Origin of the sequence: Variovorax paradoxus, from assembly GCA_016806145.1 — a bacterium.
GTDB lineage: Bacteria > Pseudomonadota > Gammaproteobacteria > Burkholderiales > Burkholderiaceae_C > Variovorax.
Genome location: CP063166.1, coordinates 1,269,345 through 1,286,170, shown reverse-complemented (window position 1 = coordinate 1,286,170; position 16,826 = coordinate 1,269,345). Strand labels below are relative to the sequence as shown.

Annotated in this window: 15 protein-coding genes; 5 read left to right on the top strand and 10 right to left on the bottom strand. The window is 69.8% G+C overall.

Annotation, left to right across the window (positions count from 1 at the left end; translation table 11 throughout):
* Positions 1-30 precede the first annotated feature (30 nt).
* Together INQ48_05935 and otsA are read left to right on the top strand one after the other, a co-directional pair.
* On the top strand, positions 31-1,995 hold the full coding sequence (locus tag INQ48_05935; protein ID QRF60629.1) for a glycoside hydrolase family 15 protein: 1,965 nt from the start codon (positions 31-33) through the stop codon (positions 1,993-1,995).
* Positions 1,992-3,377: an alpha,alpha-trehalose-phosphate synthase (UDP-forming) gene (otsA, locus tag INQ48_05930; GenBank protein ID QRF58781.1), complete on the top strand. Its 1,386-nt coding sequence runs from the start codon at positions 1,992-1,994 to the stop codon at positions 3,375-3,377. The genes INQ48_05935 and otsA overlap by 4 nt, the downstream gene beginning before the upstream one ends.
* Positions 3,378-3,386: 9 nt before the next feature.
* Here the strand turns inward: otsA and INQ48_05925 are convergent, their stop codons facing one another.
* On the bottom strand, positions 3,387-3,764 hold the full coding sequence (locus INQ48_05925; GenBank protein QRF58780.1) for a hypothetical protein: 378 nt from the start codon (positions 3,762-3,764) through the stop codon (positions 3,387-3,389).
* Between the two features lie 199 nt (positions 3,765-3,963).
* Between INQ48_05925 and INQ48_05920 the strand changes: the two genes are divergently transcribed.
* Positions 3,964-5,421 carry a PLP-dependent aminotransferase family protein gene (locus tag INQ48_05920; GenBank protein QRF60628.1) on the top strand — a complete coding sequence of 486 codons (1,458 nt, stop codon included), beginning with the start codon at positions 3,964-3,966 and terminating at the stop codon, positions 5,419-5,421.
* Between the two features lie 12 nt (positions 5,422-5,433).
* Here INQ48_05920 and INQ48_05915 read toward each other — a convergent pair whose 3' ends face one another.
* The 4 genes from INQ48_05915 to hisN form a co-directional block, all read right to left on the bottom strand.
* Positions 5,434-7,575 carry a hypothetical protein gene (locus tag INQ48_05915; GenBank protein QRF58779.1) on the bottom strand — a complete coding sequence of 714 codons (2,142 nt, stop codon included), beginning with the start codon at positions 7,573-7,575 and terminating at the stop codon, positions 5,434-5,436.
* Between the two features lie 166 nt (positions 7,576-7,741).
* Entirely contained in the window at positions 7,742-8,668 is a 927-nt protein-coding gene (locus tag INQ48_05910) for an ROK family protein (GenBank protein ID QRF58778.1), read from the bottom strand.
* Positions 8,669-8,700: 32 nt separating this feature from the next.
* Positions 8,701-8,895 (bottom strand): DUF2905 domain-containing protein, encoded by a 195-nt coding sequence (locus tag INQ48_05905; protein QRF58777.1) that lies wholly within the window; start codon positions 8,893-8,895, stop codon positions 8,701-8,703.
* A 9-nt stretch (positions 8,896-8,904) separates the two neighbouring features.
* Positions 8,905-9,681, bottom strand: a complete 777-nt coding sequence (gene hisN / locus INQ48_05900) for a histidinol-phosphatase (protein ID QRF58776.1) — start codon at positions 9,679-9,681, stop codon at positions 8,905-8,907.
* A gap of 155 nt (positions 9,682-9,836) precedes the next feature.
* Between hisN and INQ48_05895 the strand changes: the two genes are divergently transcribed.
* Positions 9,837-10,238 (top strand): DUF5329 family protein, encoded by a 402-nt coding sequence (locus INQ48_05895; GenBank protein QRF58775.1) that lies wholly within the window; start codon positions 9,837-9,839, stop codon positions 10,236-10,238.
* Positions 10,239-10,244: 6 nt separating this feature from the next.
* On the opposite strand, the gene INQ48_05890 is transcribed toward INQ48_05895, so the two are convergent.
* The 5 genes from INQ48_05890 to INQ48_05870 all read right to left on the bottom strand — a co-directional run bounded on the left by INQ48_05890 (position 10,245) and on the right by INQ48_05870 (position 15,976).
* Complete coding sequence (locus tag INQ48_05890) at positions 10,245-11,114, bottom strand: ABC transporter permease (protein ID QRF58774.1); 870 nt, start codon at positions 11,112-11,114, stop codon at positions 10,245-10,247.
* Positions 11,111-11,923, bottom strand: a complete 813-nt coding sequence (locus INQ48_05885; protein QRF60627.1) for an ABC transporter ATP-binding protein — start codon at positions 11,921-11,923, stop codon at positions 11,111-11,113. The genes INQ48_05890 and INQ48_05885 overlap by 4 nt, the downstream gene beginning before the upstream one ends.
* Before the next feature lie 92 nt (positions 11,924-12,015).
* Complete coding sequence (locus INQ48_05880) at positions 12,016-13,026, bottom strand: ABC transporter substrate-binding protein (protein QRF58773.1); 1,011 nt, start codon at positions 13,024-13,026, stop codon at positions 12,016-12,018.
* A 106-nt stretch (positions 13,027-13,132) separates the two neighbouring features.
* Positions 13,133-14,014 carry a TauD/TfdA family dioxygenase gene (locus tag INQ48_05875; protein ID QRF58772.1) on the bottom strand — a complete coding sequence of 294 codons (882 nt, stop codon included), beginning with the start codon at positions 14,012-14,014 and terminating at the stop codon, positions 13,133-13,135.
* 828 nt (positions 14,015-14,842) lie between these two features.
* Positions 14,843-15,976, bottom strand: a complete 1,134-nt coding sequence (locus INQ48_05870) for an SAM-dependent methyltransferase (protein QRF58771.1) — start codon at positions 15,974-15,976, stop codon at positions 14,843-14,845.
* A 21-nt stretch (positions 15,977-15,997) separates the two neighbouring features.
* On the opposite strand from INQ48_05870, the gene INQ48_05865 reads away from it, so the two are divergent.
* A complete protein-coding gene (locus INQ48_05865; protein ID QRF58770.1) occupies positions 15,998-16,798 on the top strand; it encodes an SDR family oxidoreductase in 801 nt (266 codons plus the stop codon).
* The last annotated feature ends 28 nt before the right edge of the window (positions 16,799-16,826 follow it).

Here is a 16,826-nt window from a genome sequence, read left to right as displayed (position 1 = left end):
AGCCGACATGCAGACCCGCAGGCGCGGCAACTGACCAAGGCCCCCGAGGACCGCGGCGGCGAGTCGGTGGCCGGCGCGGCCGGCCCCGACGACGAGGCACCGGTCGACGAAGGCACGGCCACCGCGCCCAAGCCGCGCGAATTTTCGCGCCCGGCCGACTGTTCGCTCAACCTCGGCGTGATCGGCAACTGCGCCTTCAGCGCGCTGATCGACGGGCGCGCGCGCGTGGTGTGGTGCTGCCTGCCGCGCTTCGATGGCGACCCGGTGTTCAACGCCCTGCTGCATCCGGGCGAGGGCGCGGCCGCCTGGGGCTTCGAGATCGAGGATTTCGCGCACGCCAAGCAGTGGTACGAGCCGAACACCGCCGTGCTGCGCACCCAGCTGTTCGACAGCGCGGGCCAGGGCATCGAGATCACCGACTTCGCACCGCGCTTCTACAGCCGCGCGCGCTACTTCCGCCCGCTGATGCTGGTGCGCCGCGTGCGCCCGATCGCCGGCGCGCCGCGCATGCGCGTGGCGCTCGACCCGCGCTTCCAGTGGGGCACGCAGGAGCCGGTGGAGGTCACGCGCGGCAGCAACCACATCCGCTACGTCGGCCCCGACGTGACGCTGCGGCTCAACACCGACGCCTCGATCTCGCACATCCTCTCGCGCCAGCCCTTCGTGGTCTCACGCGAATACAACTTCATGTTCGGCGTCGACGAGACCCTGCTCGACGGCATCGCCGACACCGCGCGGCGCTTCGAGCAGGAGACCATCGCCTACTGGCGCGTCTGGTCGAAGCGGCTCGCGATCCCCTTCGAGTACCAGGACGCGGTGATCCGCGCGGCCATCACGCTGAAGATGTCGCTGTACGAGGACACCGGCGCCATCGTCGCCGCGATGACCACCAGCATCCCCGAGGCGCCCGACAGCCAGCGCAACTGGGACTACCGCTACTGCTGGCTGCGCGATGCCTTCTTCGTGGTGCGCGCGCTCAACTCGCTGAGCGAGGTCGGCACGATGGAGGACTACCTGCGCTGGCTCGGCAACGTGGTGATCGGCTCGCACGGCGAGCACATCCAGCCGCTGTACGGCATCGGGCTCGAACGCGAGCTGCCCGAGTCCTTCGTCGAGACCCTGCCCGGCTACCGCGGCATGGGCCCGGTGCGCGTGGGCAACCAGGCGCAGGAGCATTTCCAGCACGACGTCTACGGCAACATCGTGCTGGGCGCCGCGCAGGCCTTCCACGACCACCGGCTGCTGCAGCGCGCGGGCGAGGCGGAGTTCCCGCACCTCGAGGCCGTGGGCGAGCGCGCGATCGCGGTCTACGGCACGCCCGACGCCGGCATGTGGGAGCTGCGCACGCGTGCGCGCGTGCACACCAGCTCGGCGCTCATGAGCTGGGCCGCCTGCGACCGGCTCGCGAAGATCGCGCGCGCGCTCGAGAAGAACGCGCACGCCGAGGCCGCGTCGGCCGGCAAGCCCGTGGACACCCGCATCGACTTCGCCGAGCGCGCCGCCTACTGGCACGGCCATGCCTCGCGCATGCGCGAGGAGATCCTCTCGAAGTCGTGGAGCGAGGAGCGCCAGGCCTTCGCCGAGAGCTTCGGCGGCCGCGAGCTCGACGCCAGCATCCTGCTGATGGCCGAGGTGGGCCTGATCGACGCGCGCGATCCGCGCTTCGTCTCCACCGTCGACGCGATGGAGAAGACGCTGTGCGACGGCCCCTACATGCGTCGCTACGAGGCAGCCGACGACTTCGGCAAGCCCGAGACCGCGTTCAACATCTGCACCTTCTGGCGCATCGACGCGCTCGCGAAGATCGGCCGCGAGGCCGAGGCGCGCCAGATCTTCGAGACCATGCTGGCCGCGCGCAATCCGCTCGGCCTGCTGTCCGAGGATACGCATCCGGTCACGGGCGAGATGTGGGGCAACTTTCCGCAGACCTATTCCATGGTCGGCATCATCAACGCGGCGATGCGTCTGTCCGCCCCCTGGGACTCCGCCATATGAGCCGCCTCGTCGTCATCTCCAACCGCGTGGCCGACCCGCGCAAGCCCGCCGCCGGCGGCCTGGCCGTGGCGCTCGGCGAGAGCCTGCAGCAGTCGGGCGGCATGTGGTTCGGCTGGAGCGGCCAGATCGTCGAGGACGGGCCGACCGGCGAAGGCGAGCTGCGGCGCCAGCAGGCCGGCAAGGTCACGCTGGCCACCATCGACCTGAGCCGCGAGGACCACGACAGCTACTACCTCGGCTACAGCAACGACGTGCTGTGGCCGGTGTTCCACGACCGGCTCGACCTGGCCCATTTCGACGCCAACTTCATCGGCGGCTACCGGCGCGTGAACCAGCTGTTCGCGCGCAAGCTGATGCCGCTGCTGAAGGAGGACGACGTCATCTGGGTGCACGACTACCACCTGATCCCGCTGGCGGCCGAGCTGCGCGCCATGGGCTGCAGGCAGCGCATCGGCTTCTTCCTGCACATCCCGCTGCCGCCGCAGATCATCCTGGCGGCGATCCCGCAGCACGAGTGGCTGATGCGCTCGCTGTTCGCCTACGACCTGATCGGCTTCCAGGCCCAGCAGGACGTGCAGCACTTCGAGCACTACGTGCACAACGAAGCCAAGGGCGAGAGCCTGGGCGGCGAGATGTACCGCGCCTACGGCAACACGGTGCGCGCGGCGGCGTTCCCGATCGGCATCGACGTCGACGAGTTCGCGGCGCTCACCCATGCCAAGGAAGCGCGCGACATGTACGAGACCATGAAGCGCGAGTACTCGCAGCGCCGGCTGCTGCTGGGCATCGACCGGCTCGACTACTCCAAGGGCATCCCGAACCGGGTGCGCGCCTTCCGCGAACTGCTGGCCCACTACCCCGAGAACCGGCGCAGCGCCACCTTGATCCAGATCGCCTCGCCCACGCGCGAGACGGTCGATGCCTATGCCGACATCCGGCGCGAGCTCGAGTCGCTGTGCGGCGCCATCAACGGCGACTACGGCGAGCTCGACTGGATGCCGGTGCGCTACATCCACCGCATGGTCGCGCGCAAACGCGTGCCGGGCCTGTGCCGCGCCGCGGCCGTGGGCCTGGTGACGCCGCTGCGCGACGGCATGAACCTGGTCGCCAAGGAGTACGTGGCGGCGCAGGACCCGGCCGACCCCGGCGTGCTGGTGCTGTCGCGCTTCGCGGGCGCGGCCGAGCAGATGCAGGAGGCGCTGCTGGTCAATCCCTACGACACCCACGGCACCGCCGAGACGGTGCAGCAGGCGCTGCAGATGCCGCTGGAGGAACGCCGCGAACGGCACCAGGCGCTGCTCTCGCGCATTCGCGCGCAGGACATCCACTGGTGGCGGCGCAGCTTCCTCGAGACGCTGCGCGAGGCGGCCAGCGTGCGCTGACGCGGCCGCTCACCAGCCGGTGAGCAGCTGCATCAGCCGCATCACCGGCCGCCGCGGCACGGCCCAGGCGGCCGACACCGGCTCGGCCGGCGGCTCGGCCCGCGCGGGCAACCGCCGTGCGACGGCGATCGGCGCATGGATGCGCAGCTGCACGGGCGACAGCGCCGTCAGCTCGATCCAGCCGCCGTGCTCCACGCCATGCGTCTCGCCCTCGCCGAGCACCGTGTGCGCGGTCCACACGGCCTCGCCGATCCAGCGCGGCGGCGCCGACACCCGCACGCGGCCCTCGGCCACCTGCAGCCAGGTGCCGGCGTCCACCGCCGTGCGGAAGGAGTCGCCGGCTTCGAGGAAGACGGCATCGGGGGCTTGCGAGAGGGTGGTGATCATGGCGGTACCTCGGCGGTTCGGAAGTCGGTGAAGGAAGGGCTGGGCGCGCTTCGATCGTAGAAATTCCCCGGCCCGTGAAACAGGCACACGCCAACGCGATTCGCACCGGAACAGCCCAGGCCGGCGGCCATCTGTTATGGTCGTTTTCCCTCGCAACTGCATCTGTTTTCCAATGAACGATCGCGCGAGCATCGAGGCCATGGACTCGCTACCGCTCTACCGGCAACTGGCGGCGCGCTACGTGGACGCGATCCACACCGGCTCGCTCAAGCAGGGCGACCGCCTGCCCTCCCTGCGCAGCCTGATGCGGCTGCACACCATCAGCCTGTCGACCGCACTGCAACTGTGTCGCGCCATGGAGAGCGACGGCTGGGTCGAGGCGCGCGACCGCTCGGGCTACTTCGTGCGCCGGCCGCGCCGGCTCGCGATCGCGCCGATGGAGGAGCCGCTGACCGTGCTGCCGCCCGATCCGGCGCAGTACGTGGGCATCCATGCGCGCGTGTCCGACTTCGTGGTGCGCGGCCGCACGGCCGGCGACACGCTCAATTTCGCGATCGCGCGCGGCGCGCCGCAGCTCTATCCGGCCGAGGCGCTGCGCAACGCGATGACGCGCGCGCTGCGCCACAAGCCCGAACTGCTGACCTCGGCCACGCCGCAGAAGGGCAATGCGCAGTTCCGCGCCGTGCTGGCCCAGCGCAGCCTGCGCATCGGCATGACGATCCCGCCCGACGAGGTGCTGGTCACCAACGGCTGCATCGAGGCGCTGAACCTCGCGCTGCGCGCGGTCACGCAGCCCGGCGACACGGTGGCCGTGGAGTCGCCCACCTTCTACGGCCTGCTGCAGGTGCTCGAGAGCCTGGGCCTGCGCGCGCTCGAGATTCCGACCAGCCCGCAGACCGGCATCTCTATCGAGGCGCTCGAGCTCGCGCTGCAGGCCTACGACAACGTGAAGGCCGTGGCCGTGGTGCCGCACCTGCAGAACCCGCTGGGCAGCGTGATGCCCGACGCGCACAAGCAGCGGCTCGCGCAGCTGTGCGAGCGCCACGGCATCCCGGTGATCGAGGACGACTCCTACAGCGAACTGGTCGACAGCGAGACCCCGCTGCGCGCGCTCAAGTCGTGGGACCGCACGGGCAACGTCATCTACTGCGCCTCGCTGCACAAGATCCTGGCGCCCGGCCTGCGCCTGGGCTGGATCACCGCCGGGCGCTGGCATGCGCGCGTGGAGATGCTCAAGTACGCCCAGACGCGCAACAACGAAGACCTGGCCCAGCTCGCGGCCGGCGAATTCATGGGCACCGGCAGCTACGACCGCCACCTGCGCCGGCTGCGCGAGCACCTGGGCCGCCAGCGCGAGCAGACGGCCGAGGCGATCGCGAACTACTTTCCCGCCGGCACCCGGCTCAACCTGCCGCGCGGCGGGCTGCAGCTGTGGCTGGAGCTGCCCGAGCGCATCGGCGCCAACGCCCTGTTCGAGGCGGCACTGGCCGAGCGCATCCAGATCGCGCCCGGCGCCATGTTCTCGAACTCGGGCCGCTTCGACCACTACCTGCGCATCAACTGCGGCTGGCCCTACTCGCCGGCCATCGATGCGGGGTTGAAGCGGCTCGGCGAGCTCGCGGCGCAATGCTGCGCCGCGGTGCGTCGGGCTGCCTGAACCTCGGCTCGCTCAGGGCACGATCGGCGTCAGTTCCGTGGCGCCCTTCGCCGCATAGGCCGCGAACAGCGCGTTCGAGGCCGCAAGGTTCAGCCGCAGCTGCTGCTTGCCGACCGCCTTCGACTTGTAGCCGGACGACACCTCGCCGCCGCGTTCGATGAAGACGCGCTCGTAGTCGATGAACTGCGCGAAGTCGCCCACCTGGCTGAAGCTCAGCACGCGCGCATCGCCCAGGGTCTCGATCTTGTAGGTGCCCGTACCGACCGCGATGCAGTTGCGCGGCGAGCCGTTGATCACGCGCTGCTGGCATTGCAGGAAGGTCACGGCGTTGCTGCTGCCGCCCGCGAAGCTCGCGCGCATCAGGTAGTTGCCGGTGTAGTAGCCGGTGATGGTGGCCGCGGTGCCCAGCGGCGCGCCGCCGACCGTGCCCAGCTCGATCGAGGTGGCACCCCACCACTCGTTCGTCGGTCCGCTCTGGAAGCTGCCGTTGTCGCCGTCGATGGTGCCCGCACCGAAGACGCAGGGCACGCCCGGGCTGCGCTGGATCAGCGTCTCGAGGGTCGCGATGCGCGCGGTGGCTGGCAGCGGGGTCGCCGCGCAGGCCACGGTGCCCCGGGTGCTGTCACCGCCTTGCGCGATGTCCGCCGGATAGAGCTGGACCTTCGCGTTGTCGCGCACGTCGTACGCAATGGCGGTGGCGAGGTCCATGCTGCCTTGCAGGCGCAACCGGGAGCCGGCCGGGAAGGTGGCGCTGCCGAGGTCGGCGCTGATCGCCGCCGCGCTGGCCTGCGGGCCCCAGTTCGCATAGCGCGATCCATAGGGCCCGTTGCTGGTGTAGGGGTACGACTTGATGCGGTTCACCACGTCGGCCAGCTTCTGGCCCGAGATGTCGATATCGATGCGGCGCGAGCGGCTCACGCTCAGGCCGTCGCAGTAGTCCGAGATGTTGCGCCCGGCGGCGTCGCGCACGGTGGTCGTGTTCTTCGAGTCCGCGCACGCGAGCCAGCTGCGGCCGTTCCAGTGCAGGTCGCCGACCCGCGCCGGATCGCCGCCCGAGGCCCAGCGCGTGACCGTGCCGGCCACGTTGCGCTCGCGCCGGTCGCGAAAGTGCGTCAGTCCGTCCACCGGCGTGTTCTCCGCGACGGTCGAGACCAGCAGGCGGCGGCTCCAGTTGTTGCTGTCGGAGATGGTGAACCAGTCGAGGATGCCGGTCGCCGCGATGGCCTCGCCGGCGCCCACGGACGGTCCGGCGGCCAGCTTGGTGAGGCCCACGGCCACGCCGATGTTGGCCGGGCGCAGCTGGTTCTCCTGGGGGCTGGTCGCGTAGTAGGTCGACTGGCCCGCCATCAGGTCCTGGCACGACTTGGTGCCGACGCCGCCCGCGCAGCTGGCGCGCGAGAACTCCTGGTTCACGAGGTTGCGCACCGAGGTCAGCTTGTCGAGCAGCATGCGCTGCGTCTCGAGCGAGATGTCGCCGGCCGAGATGGTGCCGCCGCTGATGTCGGCGGTGCCGATGCTGTCGGCCAGCGTGCGGGAGATCGCCTGCGAGAACGCGACCAGCGTCGCGGCCGTGGTGGCCGAGAGCAGGTCGCCGTTGGCGGTGTAGTCGTCGAACAGGCTGCCGCCCAGGCCGAGCTGCGCGCGCAGGTTGGCTTCGGCTTCGGCGGAGGTGGCGCCCGCGCCGGTGCCCAGGTAGTGCACGAGCGTGGTCAGCGGGCTCGCGAGGCCCGGCTTGTCGGCCGGTGCCTTGAGCACGTAGGCGGTCTTCACCGGCCCGAGCTCGGCATCGACGGCGTCGGTGCCCACGAGCGCGACGACCGGGTACTTGCCGGCGTCCGCGGCATCGATCTCGAGCGTGACCTTGCCCGCCGTGTCGGTCCTGCCGCTGGGCTCGCCGCTGTCGAGCAGGCCGTTGTTGTTCTTGTCGAGGAAGACGTTGGCATTGCGCAGCACGCCGTCGACCACCTTGACCTCGAGCTTCTGCGCGGCCGGCGGTGCGGGCGCCGGTGGCGGCGGCGGCGGCGCGACGCCGACGAAGGGAAAGCCACCGCCACCACCGCCGCCTCCACCCCCGCATGCCGCCAGCGCCAGCAACGCCGCGACGCTCGCCAGCGACATGCCCGAACGCGAGAACACCCTCTTGGAACCAGTCATGGGAACACTCCTTTTTTTGCGTCAACGAAGGTTCTCCATGAACCCCCTCGGCTCGAGTGTTCTGGCCCGCGCGCGGGCGCGCATCATCGAAATGAATGAGAAGCGGGGTGATGGCGCGAATTGATCGCGCGGGGCCGGTGCGGGTCCGGCCCGGTGCCGGCGGCGTTCAGTCGAGCAGCGCGAGCGCCGCGTAGTCGCCGATCTTGTCGCCGAGGCCCGCGCGCACCAGCTCGACGCCGCGCGTGAGCGGCAGCAGCCGGCCGTCGATCTGCGCCTGCAGCCGCGGCAGCAGGAAGTCGCTGTGGTGCAGGAACACGCTGCCGCCGAGGCTGATGCGCTGCAGGTCGAGCGTGGCGACCAGGTTGTAGAGCAGGCGGCCCATGACGCGGCACAGCGCGTCGACCACCTCGAGCGCATGCCGCTCGCCGGCCGAGGCGGCCGCGAACAGGTCGGGCGCGGGCCGGCCGAAGCGGCGGTCGATGGAGTTGCCGGCCACCAGCGCCTCGACGTCGCCGATGTTGCCGCAGCCGCACAGCGCGCCGCTGCCGTCGTCGGCCACGAAGCTGTGGCCCGCATGGCCCGCGTTGCCGTTCTTGCCGCGCAGCGCGCGGCCGTCCACGCACAGGCCCACGCCCACGCCGGTGCTCCAGGTGACGTAGGCGCAGTGGTCCAGGCCCTGCAGCGCGCCCCAGTGGCGTTCGGCCTCGAGCGCGGCCACGGCGTCGTTCTCGACGCGCACCCAGCCGTAGCGCTGCGCGAGCGGCGCCTCAACCACCGCCGTCATCCAGTCGTTGGGCAGGCCGCGCGCCGGGCCGGCGATGCCGCCGCAGATGTTGGGCGTGGCGAGTTCGACCTTGCCGTCGCGCAGTTCGAAGGGACCGGTCGAGGACACGCCCACGCGCTCGATGCTTGCGGGGTCGACCTTCTGCTCGGCGCAGACGGCATCGATCATGCGCAGGATCTGCTGCGCCACCGCGTCGTTGTCGCCGGTCTTCGCGGTGGGTTCGCTGCGCCGGCCGATCAGCGGCGCATCGCTCGAAGCGGAAAGGCTCACGGCCACCTTGGTGCCACCGATGTCGACGCAGGCTCTCATTGCGGTTGTCTTCTCTTTCAGGTGCGAAACGGCTACAGCAGCCGGGCCACCAGCGCGGCCAGCATGCTGAGCACCACCGTGCTCGCGATCGGCAGCTGCCATTCGCGGCCGAAGGCGCGGAACTCGAAATCGCCGGGCAGTCGTCCGAAGCCGAAGCGGCGCAGCCAGGCGGTCAGGCCGCTCATGAGCACCAGCGCGAGGACGACGACGATCAGCCAGCGAAGCATGAAACCAGTCTAGCCCTGGAGCACGGCCAGCGCTTGTCGGTGAAGTTCGGGTGTGGCCGCCGCGATCACGCGGCCGTCGGACTTCAGCCCCAGCGGCCGGCCTTCCCAGTCGGTGATCACGCCGCCCGCGGCCTCGATCAGCCCGGCCGGGCCGAGGTAGTCGTAGGGCTGCAGGCCGGTCTCGACCACCAGGTCGATGGTGCCGCCCGCGAGCTGGGCATAGCCGTAGCAGTCGCCGCCGAAGCGGCGCATCGCGCACTGGCGGCTCAGCCGGTCGAAGGCCTGCCAGTCGGCGGGCGCGAAGATATCGGGCGAGGTGGTGACGATGCGCGCCTTGGCGACCTCCGTGCAGGCGCTCGCATGCACCGGCTGGCCGTCGCGCGTGGCGCCCACGCCGGCCTGGCCGACCCAGCGCTCCTTGAGCACCGGCATGTCGACCATGCCGAACACCACGCGCCCGCCCTGCAGCACGCCGATCAGCGTGCCCCACAGCGGCGAGCCGGTGATGAAGCTGCGGGTGCCGTCGATCGGGTCGAGCACCCAGACGCGCTCGGCCTCGAGGCGCTCGGCGCCGTGTTCCTCGCCGTAGATGCCGTCGGCCGGCGCACGCTGCGCCAGCAGCTCGCGCATGGCGGTCTCGGCCGCGCGGTCGGCCAGCGTGACCGGGCTCTCGTCGGCCTTGGTGATGATGTCCAGCGGGGTGCGGAAATGACGCATCGACTGGGCGGCGGCGGCGTCGGCCAGCGCCTGCGCGAGGCTCGGGAGATCGGCGTTGGAAGTGCTCATGGCGAAGGACTGCGGGCAAGGCGGCACGGTTGCCGCGGACCCCGGATTAGACCCGACCTTGCGCCGGGGTCCAGGCCGAACTTGGATCGGCGCGGGGTTTGACCGACGCTGCAGCGCGTCCTAGCATGGCCCGGAAATTGCCAAGCGGAGACGACATGACCAGCTTCCAGCCCCTGCGCCGCGCCCTGCTCGCGGCCCTGCTCGGCACCGCCGCCGCCCTCGCCCACGCCACGCCGTCCGAATCGGAACACCGGCTGATCGACTCGCTGATCCAGCGCGTGGCGAAGATGGGCTCGATGACCTTCCTGCGCAATGGCAGCGAGTACAACGCCGCCGATGCCGCCAAGCACATGCAGGCCAAGTACGAGCATTTCCGCAAGGAGATCGTGACCGCCGAGGACTTCATCGAGCGCTGCGCCACGCGCTCGGAGATGACCGGCCAGGCCTACCGCGTGAAGCTCACCAACGGCGTGGTCAGGGAATCGAACGAGTTCCTGCGCGCCGAACTGCGCAGCCTGCGCGAGGACGCGAAGAAGGGCGGCGGCAAGGCCGGCTGAAGCGCGTCAGCGCTGCTGGCCCCACTTGCGCACCGTCAGGCGCTCGAGCGTCTTGAAGCCCAGGCTTTCCACCAGCAACCCGATCAGCACCACCATGACGAGGCCCGCGAACACGCGGTCGGTGTAGAGCTCGTTGCGGTTCTGGAAGATGTACCAGCCGAGCCCGCCCTTGCCCGAGGAGGCGCCGAACACGAGTTCGGCCGCGATCAGCGTGCGCCAGGCGAAGGCCCAGCCGATCTTGAGCCCCGAGAGGATCGACGGCAGCGCGGCCGGCACCAGGATCTGCAGCACGTAGCGCAGGCCCGTGAGCCCGTAGTTGCGCCCGGCCATGCGCAGGGTCTCGGGCACGCCCTGGAAGCCGGCGTAGGTGTTGAGCGCCAGCGGCCACAGCACCGAATGGATCAGCACGAACACAAGGCTGCCGCGGCCCAGGCCGAACCACAGCAGCGCCAGCGGCAGCAGCGCGATCGCGGGCAGCGGGTTGAACATCGAGGTCAGCGTGTCCAGCAGGTCGCGGCCGATGCGCGTGGACACCGCGAGCGTGGTCAGCGCGAAGGCCAGCGCCACGCCCGCGAGGTAGCCCTGCACCAGCACCGCGAGCGAGATGCGCACCTTCTCGAGCAGCTCGCCGCTGGCCAGGCCCTCGACCAGCGCGCGCGCGGTGGCGCTGAAGGTGGGCAGCAGCAGGTCGTTGTCCTGCCAGCGTGCCGCCAGTTCCCACAGCAGCGCGATCGCGACCAGGATCAGCCCCTTGCGCAGCCAGGCCTGCGAAGCCAGGCGCGCGCCCAGCGGCAGCCGGCGCTCGACCGGCAGCTCGGTGAAGGGTTCGAGCGTGCGCTCGTACTCGGGGCGCACGGGGGGAAGGATCGCGCTCATCGGCCGGCCTCGGTGTCGTGTGCTTCGTCGAACAGCATGTCGTGGATGCGCTTGGCGGTCTGCTGGAATTCGGTGCCGCCGAGGCTGTCGAGCGTGAAGCCATGGCTGTTGATTTCGGCGCGCATGCGCCCGGGATGCGGCGACAGCAGCGCGATGCGGTTGCCCACCACCAGCGCCTCCTCGATCGAGTGGGTGACGAACAGCAGCGTGAAACGCACCTCGTCCCACAGCGCCAGCAGCTCCTGCTGCATGCGCCGGCGCGTGAGCGCGTCGAGCGCGGCGAAGGGCTCGTCCATCAACAGCACGCGCGGCTGCATCGCGAGCGCGCGCGCGATCGCCACGCGCTGCTTCATGCCACCCGAGAGCTGGTGCGGATGCACGTCGGCGAATTTCGCGAGGCCCACCTTGTCGAGGTAGTGCAGCGCGCGCTCGGCCGCCTCCTTGCGGCCCAGCGTGCGCGAGGCCAGCAGCGGGAACATGACGTTCTGCTTGACGGTCTTCCACGGCGGCAGCTGGTCGAACTCCTGGAACACCACGATGCGGTCGGGCCCGGGCCGCAGCACGCGCTCGCCGGCCAGCCGGATCTCGCCCTCGACCGGCGCGATGAAGCCCGCGACCGATTTCAGCAGGGTCGACTTGCCGCAGCCCGAGGGGCCGAGCAGCACGAAGCGGTCGGCCTGGTGCACGTCGAAACTCACGCGGTGGGTGGCGCGCACCACGCGCTCGGGCGTGCGGTACTCGAGGCTGACGCCGTCGACCTGCAGCAGCGGCGCCGCGGCTTCGGGCGCGCGCGACTCGTCGCGTGCCAGGTCCGGGAACGAGGACCCGGCCGCGGGCGCTACCCGCTGCCGGTGGACCAGGGCCTCGGCCCGCGAATCCAGCACCGCCGCCGCGCTCATCATCAGTTGCCCGAGGCGTTGTGGGCGTCGTCGAAGAAGTAGTCCTTCACCGAGGCCGGCTTGTTCTTGATCGCGCCCACGCGGTGCATGAAGTCGGCCAACGTGTAGGTGTTCTGCGGCGTGGTCTTGAACTGCACCTCGGGGTTCTTGATGATCTTCAGCAGCAGCTCGCGGTCGAGGGTGGCGTTGCTGACCTTGAGGTAGATGTCGGCCGCCTTCTCGGGGTTGGCGCTGACGAACTTCGCGGCCTCGTCGAGCGCGTCGATGAAGGCCTTGTAGGTCTTCGGGTTCTCGTTGCGGAATTTCTCGGTGGCGTAGAGCACCGTGGCCGACGAGGGGCCGCCCAGCACCTGGTAGGAGTTCAGCACGATGTGCGCCGCGGGGTTGCCCGCGAGCTCCTGTTCCTGGAACGGCGGGTTGCCGAAGTGGGCCGTGATCTCGGTGCCGCCCTTGATGATGGCCGCGGCCGCGTCGGGATGCGGCACCGCCACGCTGATCTTGTCGAGCTTGTTGAATTCCTTGTCGCCCCAGAGCTTGGCCGAGGCGAACTGCAGCACGCGCGACTGCACCGACACGCCGACCGCGGGCAGCGCGATGCGGTCCTTGTCCGTGAAGTCGGCGATGGTCTTCACGTTCGGGTTGTTGCTCACCAGGTAGTAGGGGAAGTTGCCCAGCGAGGCCACGCCCTTGACGTTCTGCTTGCCCTTGGTGCGGTCCCACAGCGTGAGCAGCGGGCCGACGCCCGCGCCCGCGATCTCGATGTTGCCCGACAGCAGCGCGTCGTTGACCGCCGAGCCGCCCGAGAGCTTGACCCATTCGACCTTGGCGTCGACGCCCGCGGCCTTCGCGTGCTTCTCGATCAGCTTCTGTTCCTGCGCCACGTTGAGCAGCAGGTAGACGATGCCGAACTGCTCGGCGATGCGGATCTGGCCTTCGGCGTGCGCGGCGAGGCTGCCGGCCAGCAGGCCGAGGCCGGCGACGAGGGATGCGGCCTTGCGGGTGAAGCGGTTCATGGCGGGAAGGACTCCAAGGGAAGAAATTCGGGGTGCAGCGCTCCGCGCGGACCCGGCATCGCCGGTCCGTCGAGGAGATTCGTCTGCGGAGGTGGTCGGTCTCGGTCTATCGGGGCTCGTCGCCCACGATGGTGGTGCGGTTGAGCCGGCGGCGCAGGTGGTCGGGCGTGCCCGCCGCCAGGTGCATCAGCGAGCGGTTGTCCCAGAACACGAGGTCGTGGGGCGCCCATTGGTGGCGGTAGACGAATTCGGGCTTCACGCTGTGCGCGAACAGCTCGGACAGGAGTTCATCGCTTTCTTCCTTCGGCAGGCCGACGATGCGGGTGGTGAAGTGCTCGCTGACGAACAGCGCCTTGCGCCCGGTCTCGGGATGCGTGCGCACCACCGGCTGCACCGCGGGCGCGACCTGGTCGATCTGCGCCTGCGAGAGCTTGGGCCGCCACGGGTTCTTGGCGCGCAGTTCCTCGTACTTGGCGAGGTAGCTGTGCTCGGCCTTGAGCGGCAGGATGCGCTGCTGCAGGTCGCTCGGCAGTGCTTCCCAGGCCAGATGCTGGTCGGCGAACAGCGTGTCGCCGCCCTCGCTGGGCAGTTCCTGCGCGTGCAGCAGGGAGCCGAGGCTGGGCTTGGGCTTGTAGGAGATGTCGGAATGCCAGTAGACGCCCGCGTCGCCGAGGCCGATGGGCTCGCCGTTCTCCTTGATGTTGGAGACGATGAGGATCTCGGGATGGTTCTTGAGCTGGAACTGGTGCAGGACGTGGATCTCGAGCGGGCCGAAGCGGCGGCTGAAGTCGATGTGCTGCTGGGGGGTGATCTGCTGGTTGCGGAAGACCAGGACGTGGTGGTCGAGGTGGGCGCGGTGGATGCGGGCGAAGTCTTCTTCCGGGATGGGGCGCGCGATGTCGAGGCCGATGACTTCGGCGCCTACGGGGGCGGGGAAGGGGCGGATCTCGAAGGATTGGGTGCGCTCGGGGACGAGGACTTGGCTCATGTGCCGCAATGTAGGCGGGGATGGGGGGGTTGGGCAACGAACTCTTCGTTGAATGCTTATGACTGCTCTGGTGTTTTTTGGGTTTTCTCTCTTTGCTTAGGCTGTTGGCCGGGACTCGCCCCGGCGGGCGACTTACTTTTCTTGTCTCGCCAAGAAAAGTAAGCAAAAGAAGGCGACCCCACTGTCTGCGTCCCTTCGCTTCGCTACGGGCAACCTGCGGTGCTCGCGTTTCGCGGGGTCTCGCAGAACTCGCTTCGCTCAAACAGCTGCGAGCCCTGATCCGCGAAACGCTGCGCTCCTCGGCGCAGCCAGAGGGGGGCGTTCAGGCCTTTGCTTCGCTCGGCCTTGCAATGCTGTTCGGGCCATCGCTTCGCTCGGCCTTGTGTTTGTCTTGTCCCCTCTCCCTCTGGGAGAGGGTTAGGGTGAGGGCACCGGGCCTCACCGATGTTGCGACGGTATCCACCGCCCAGCGCCCTCACCCCAGCCCTCTCCCAGAGGGAGAAGGAGCAAGACAAAGGCCGAGCGAAGCGAAGGCCCGAGTAGATGTCGTGTGGCCGAGCGCAGCGATGGCCCGAACCACTCCCCTCTGGCTGTGCCGAGGAGCGCAGGAGAAAGCGGGATAAGGGCCGCAGCTGTCTGAGCGAAGCGAGTTCTGCGGACCCCCGCTTTCTTCGAGCACCGCAGGTTGCCCGTAGCGAAGCGGAGGGACACAGACAGTGGGTCGCCTTTTCTTTGGTTACTTTCTTTTGGCGAAGCAAAAGAAAGTGACTCGCCCGCCGGGGCGAGACCCGGCCAACAGCCTCACCAAAAGCGCGCCTTCAAAAAAGATCAGAGCGTATGACTCCGATCCCCCTCACTAAACCCAACAGCCTCCCAAGCATCACCCACAGCAAACCCCACCACCTTGAACAACTCCCCCATCTCATGCTCATGCACCAACCGAGCCCCCATAGCCCTCTCCCCCACAGAAGCCGTCTCCATCAAAGAAACCAGCCCGCAGTTCAGCAGAAACCGCGCCTGACTCGCATACCCCAACACGGCAAACCCCGCCTCCTGCCCCGCCAACGCCACCCCCGTGAAGTCGACGTGCGCAGTGATGTCCTTCAACCCCACGTCCGACAGCGGATCCCCATCCGCCCGATGCGCCCGATGGCACATCACCGTCCCCATGTGCCGCTGCGGGTGGTAGTACTCGCTCTCGGGAAAGCCGTAGTCGATCAGGAAGACAGCCCCGCGCTCGAGCCGGTCCGCCAGTGTCGCCACGAAGGCCTTGGCCTGCGGATGGATCTCGGTCAGGTAGTCGTGCTCGCCCGGCACCTCGACCGGCGGCCGCAGCTCGGTCTCGCGGTCGGCCCAGGCCCAGCCGTCGCCGGCCGCATTGCGCACCACGCCGCGCTCGAACCAGCGCCCGCCGTGGCGCGCGAGCAGTTGCACCGGCATCGCGTCGAGCACCTCGTTGCCGACCACCACGCCCTGCATCGCCGCGGGCAGCTCGAGCCGCCATTCGACGCGGTCGCCGAAGCGCGCCAAGGCCTGCTGCTGGCGCGCGCGCAGGGTGCCCGAGAGGTCGACGATGCGGTAGTTCACGTCGCCGCGGCCCAGCGCATCGAGCGCATCGAGCAACTGTGCGGCGAGCGCGCCCGAGCCGGCGCCGAATTCCCACACCGTGGCGGTGCCGGTCTTCTCGAGCGCCTCGGCCAGTTGCGCGGCCAGCGCGCGGCCGAACAGCGGGGTGAGCTCGGGCGCGGTCACGAAGTCGCTGCCCGATTCGGGCATCTGGCCGAACTTGGCGAGGCTGTTGGCGTAGTAGCCGAGGCCGGGCGCATAGAGCGCGAGCGCCATGAAGCGGTCGAAGCCGATCCAGCCGCCGGCGCGCTCGACGGCACGGGCGATCAGGGTATCGAGGGCGATGGGTAAACTGCTGTGGGTCTGTGTCGTCACGGGCACCGATTCTCCTCGCATCCTCCAGCCCCCACCTTCCGCATGAGCGCCGCGCCCTCCTCCACCGCCACGCCACCCGAGCGCCGCACCGTCCTCGTCACGGGCGCGGGCAAGCGGCTGGGGCGCGAGATCGCGCTGGCGCTGGCCGCGGGCGGCTGGCGCGTGGCGGTGCATTTCCGCCAGTCGCGCGCCGAGGCCGAGCAGACGGTGGCCGACTGCGCCGCGCTCGCAGGCGAGGCCCATGCCTTCGGCGCCGACCTGCTCGACGAGGCCGCCACGCGCGCGCTGCTGCCTCAGGTGGCGGCGCACTTCGGCCGGGTCGACGCGGTGGTGCACAGCGCCGCGCTGTTCGAGCACGACGACGCGGCCAGCTTCAGCTACGCGCTGATGGACCGCCATGCGCGCGGCAACACGGGGGCCGCGATCGTGCTGGCGCAGGCGCTGCACGCGCACCTCGCGCAGCGCGACCCAGAAGGCACGCTCACCGGCGCGGTGGTCCACATGCTCGACCAGAAGCTGTGGAACACCAACCCCGATTTCCTCAGCTACACGCTCTCCAAGGCCGCGCTCGAGGCCGCCACGCCGATGCTGGCGCTGGCGCTCGCGCCGCGCGTGCGCGTGGTGGGCGTGGCGCCCGGCCTCACGCTGCCGAGCCACATGCACGACGACGACAAGTTCGCGCAGCTGCACAGGCTGTCGCCGCTGGGGCGCTCGTCCACGCCGGCCGACGTGGCCGCCACCGTGCGCTTCGCGCTCGAGAACGGCTCGATCACCGGCACCACGCTGCTGGTGGACGGCGGCCAGCACCTGATGAAGTTCGAGCGCGATTTCTCGCACATGTGAATCCAGGCCCGCCGCCCGAGGCCCCTTC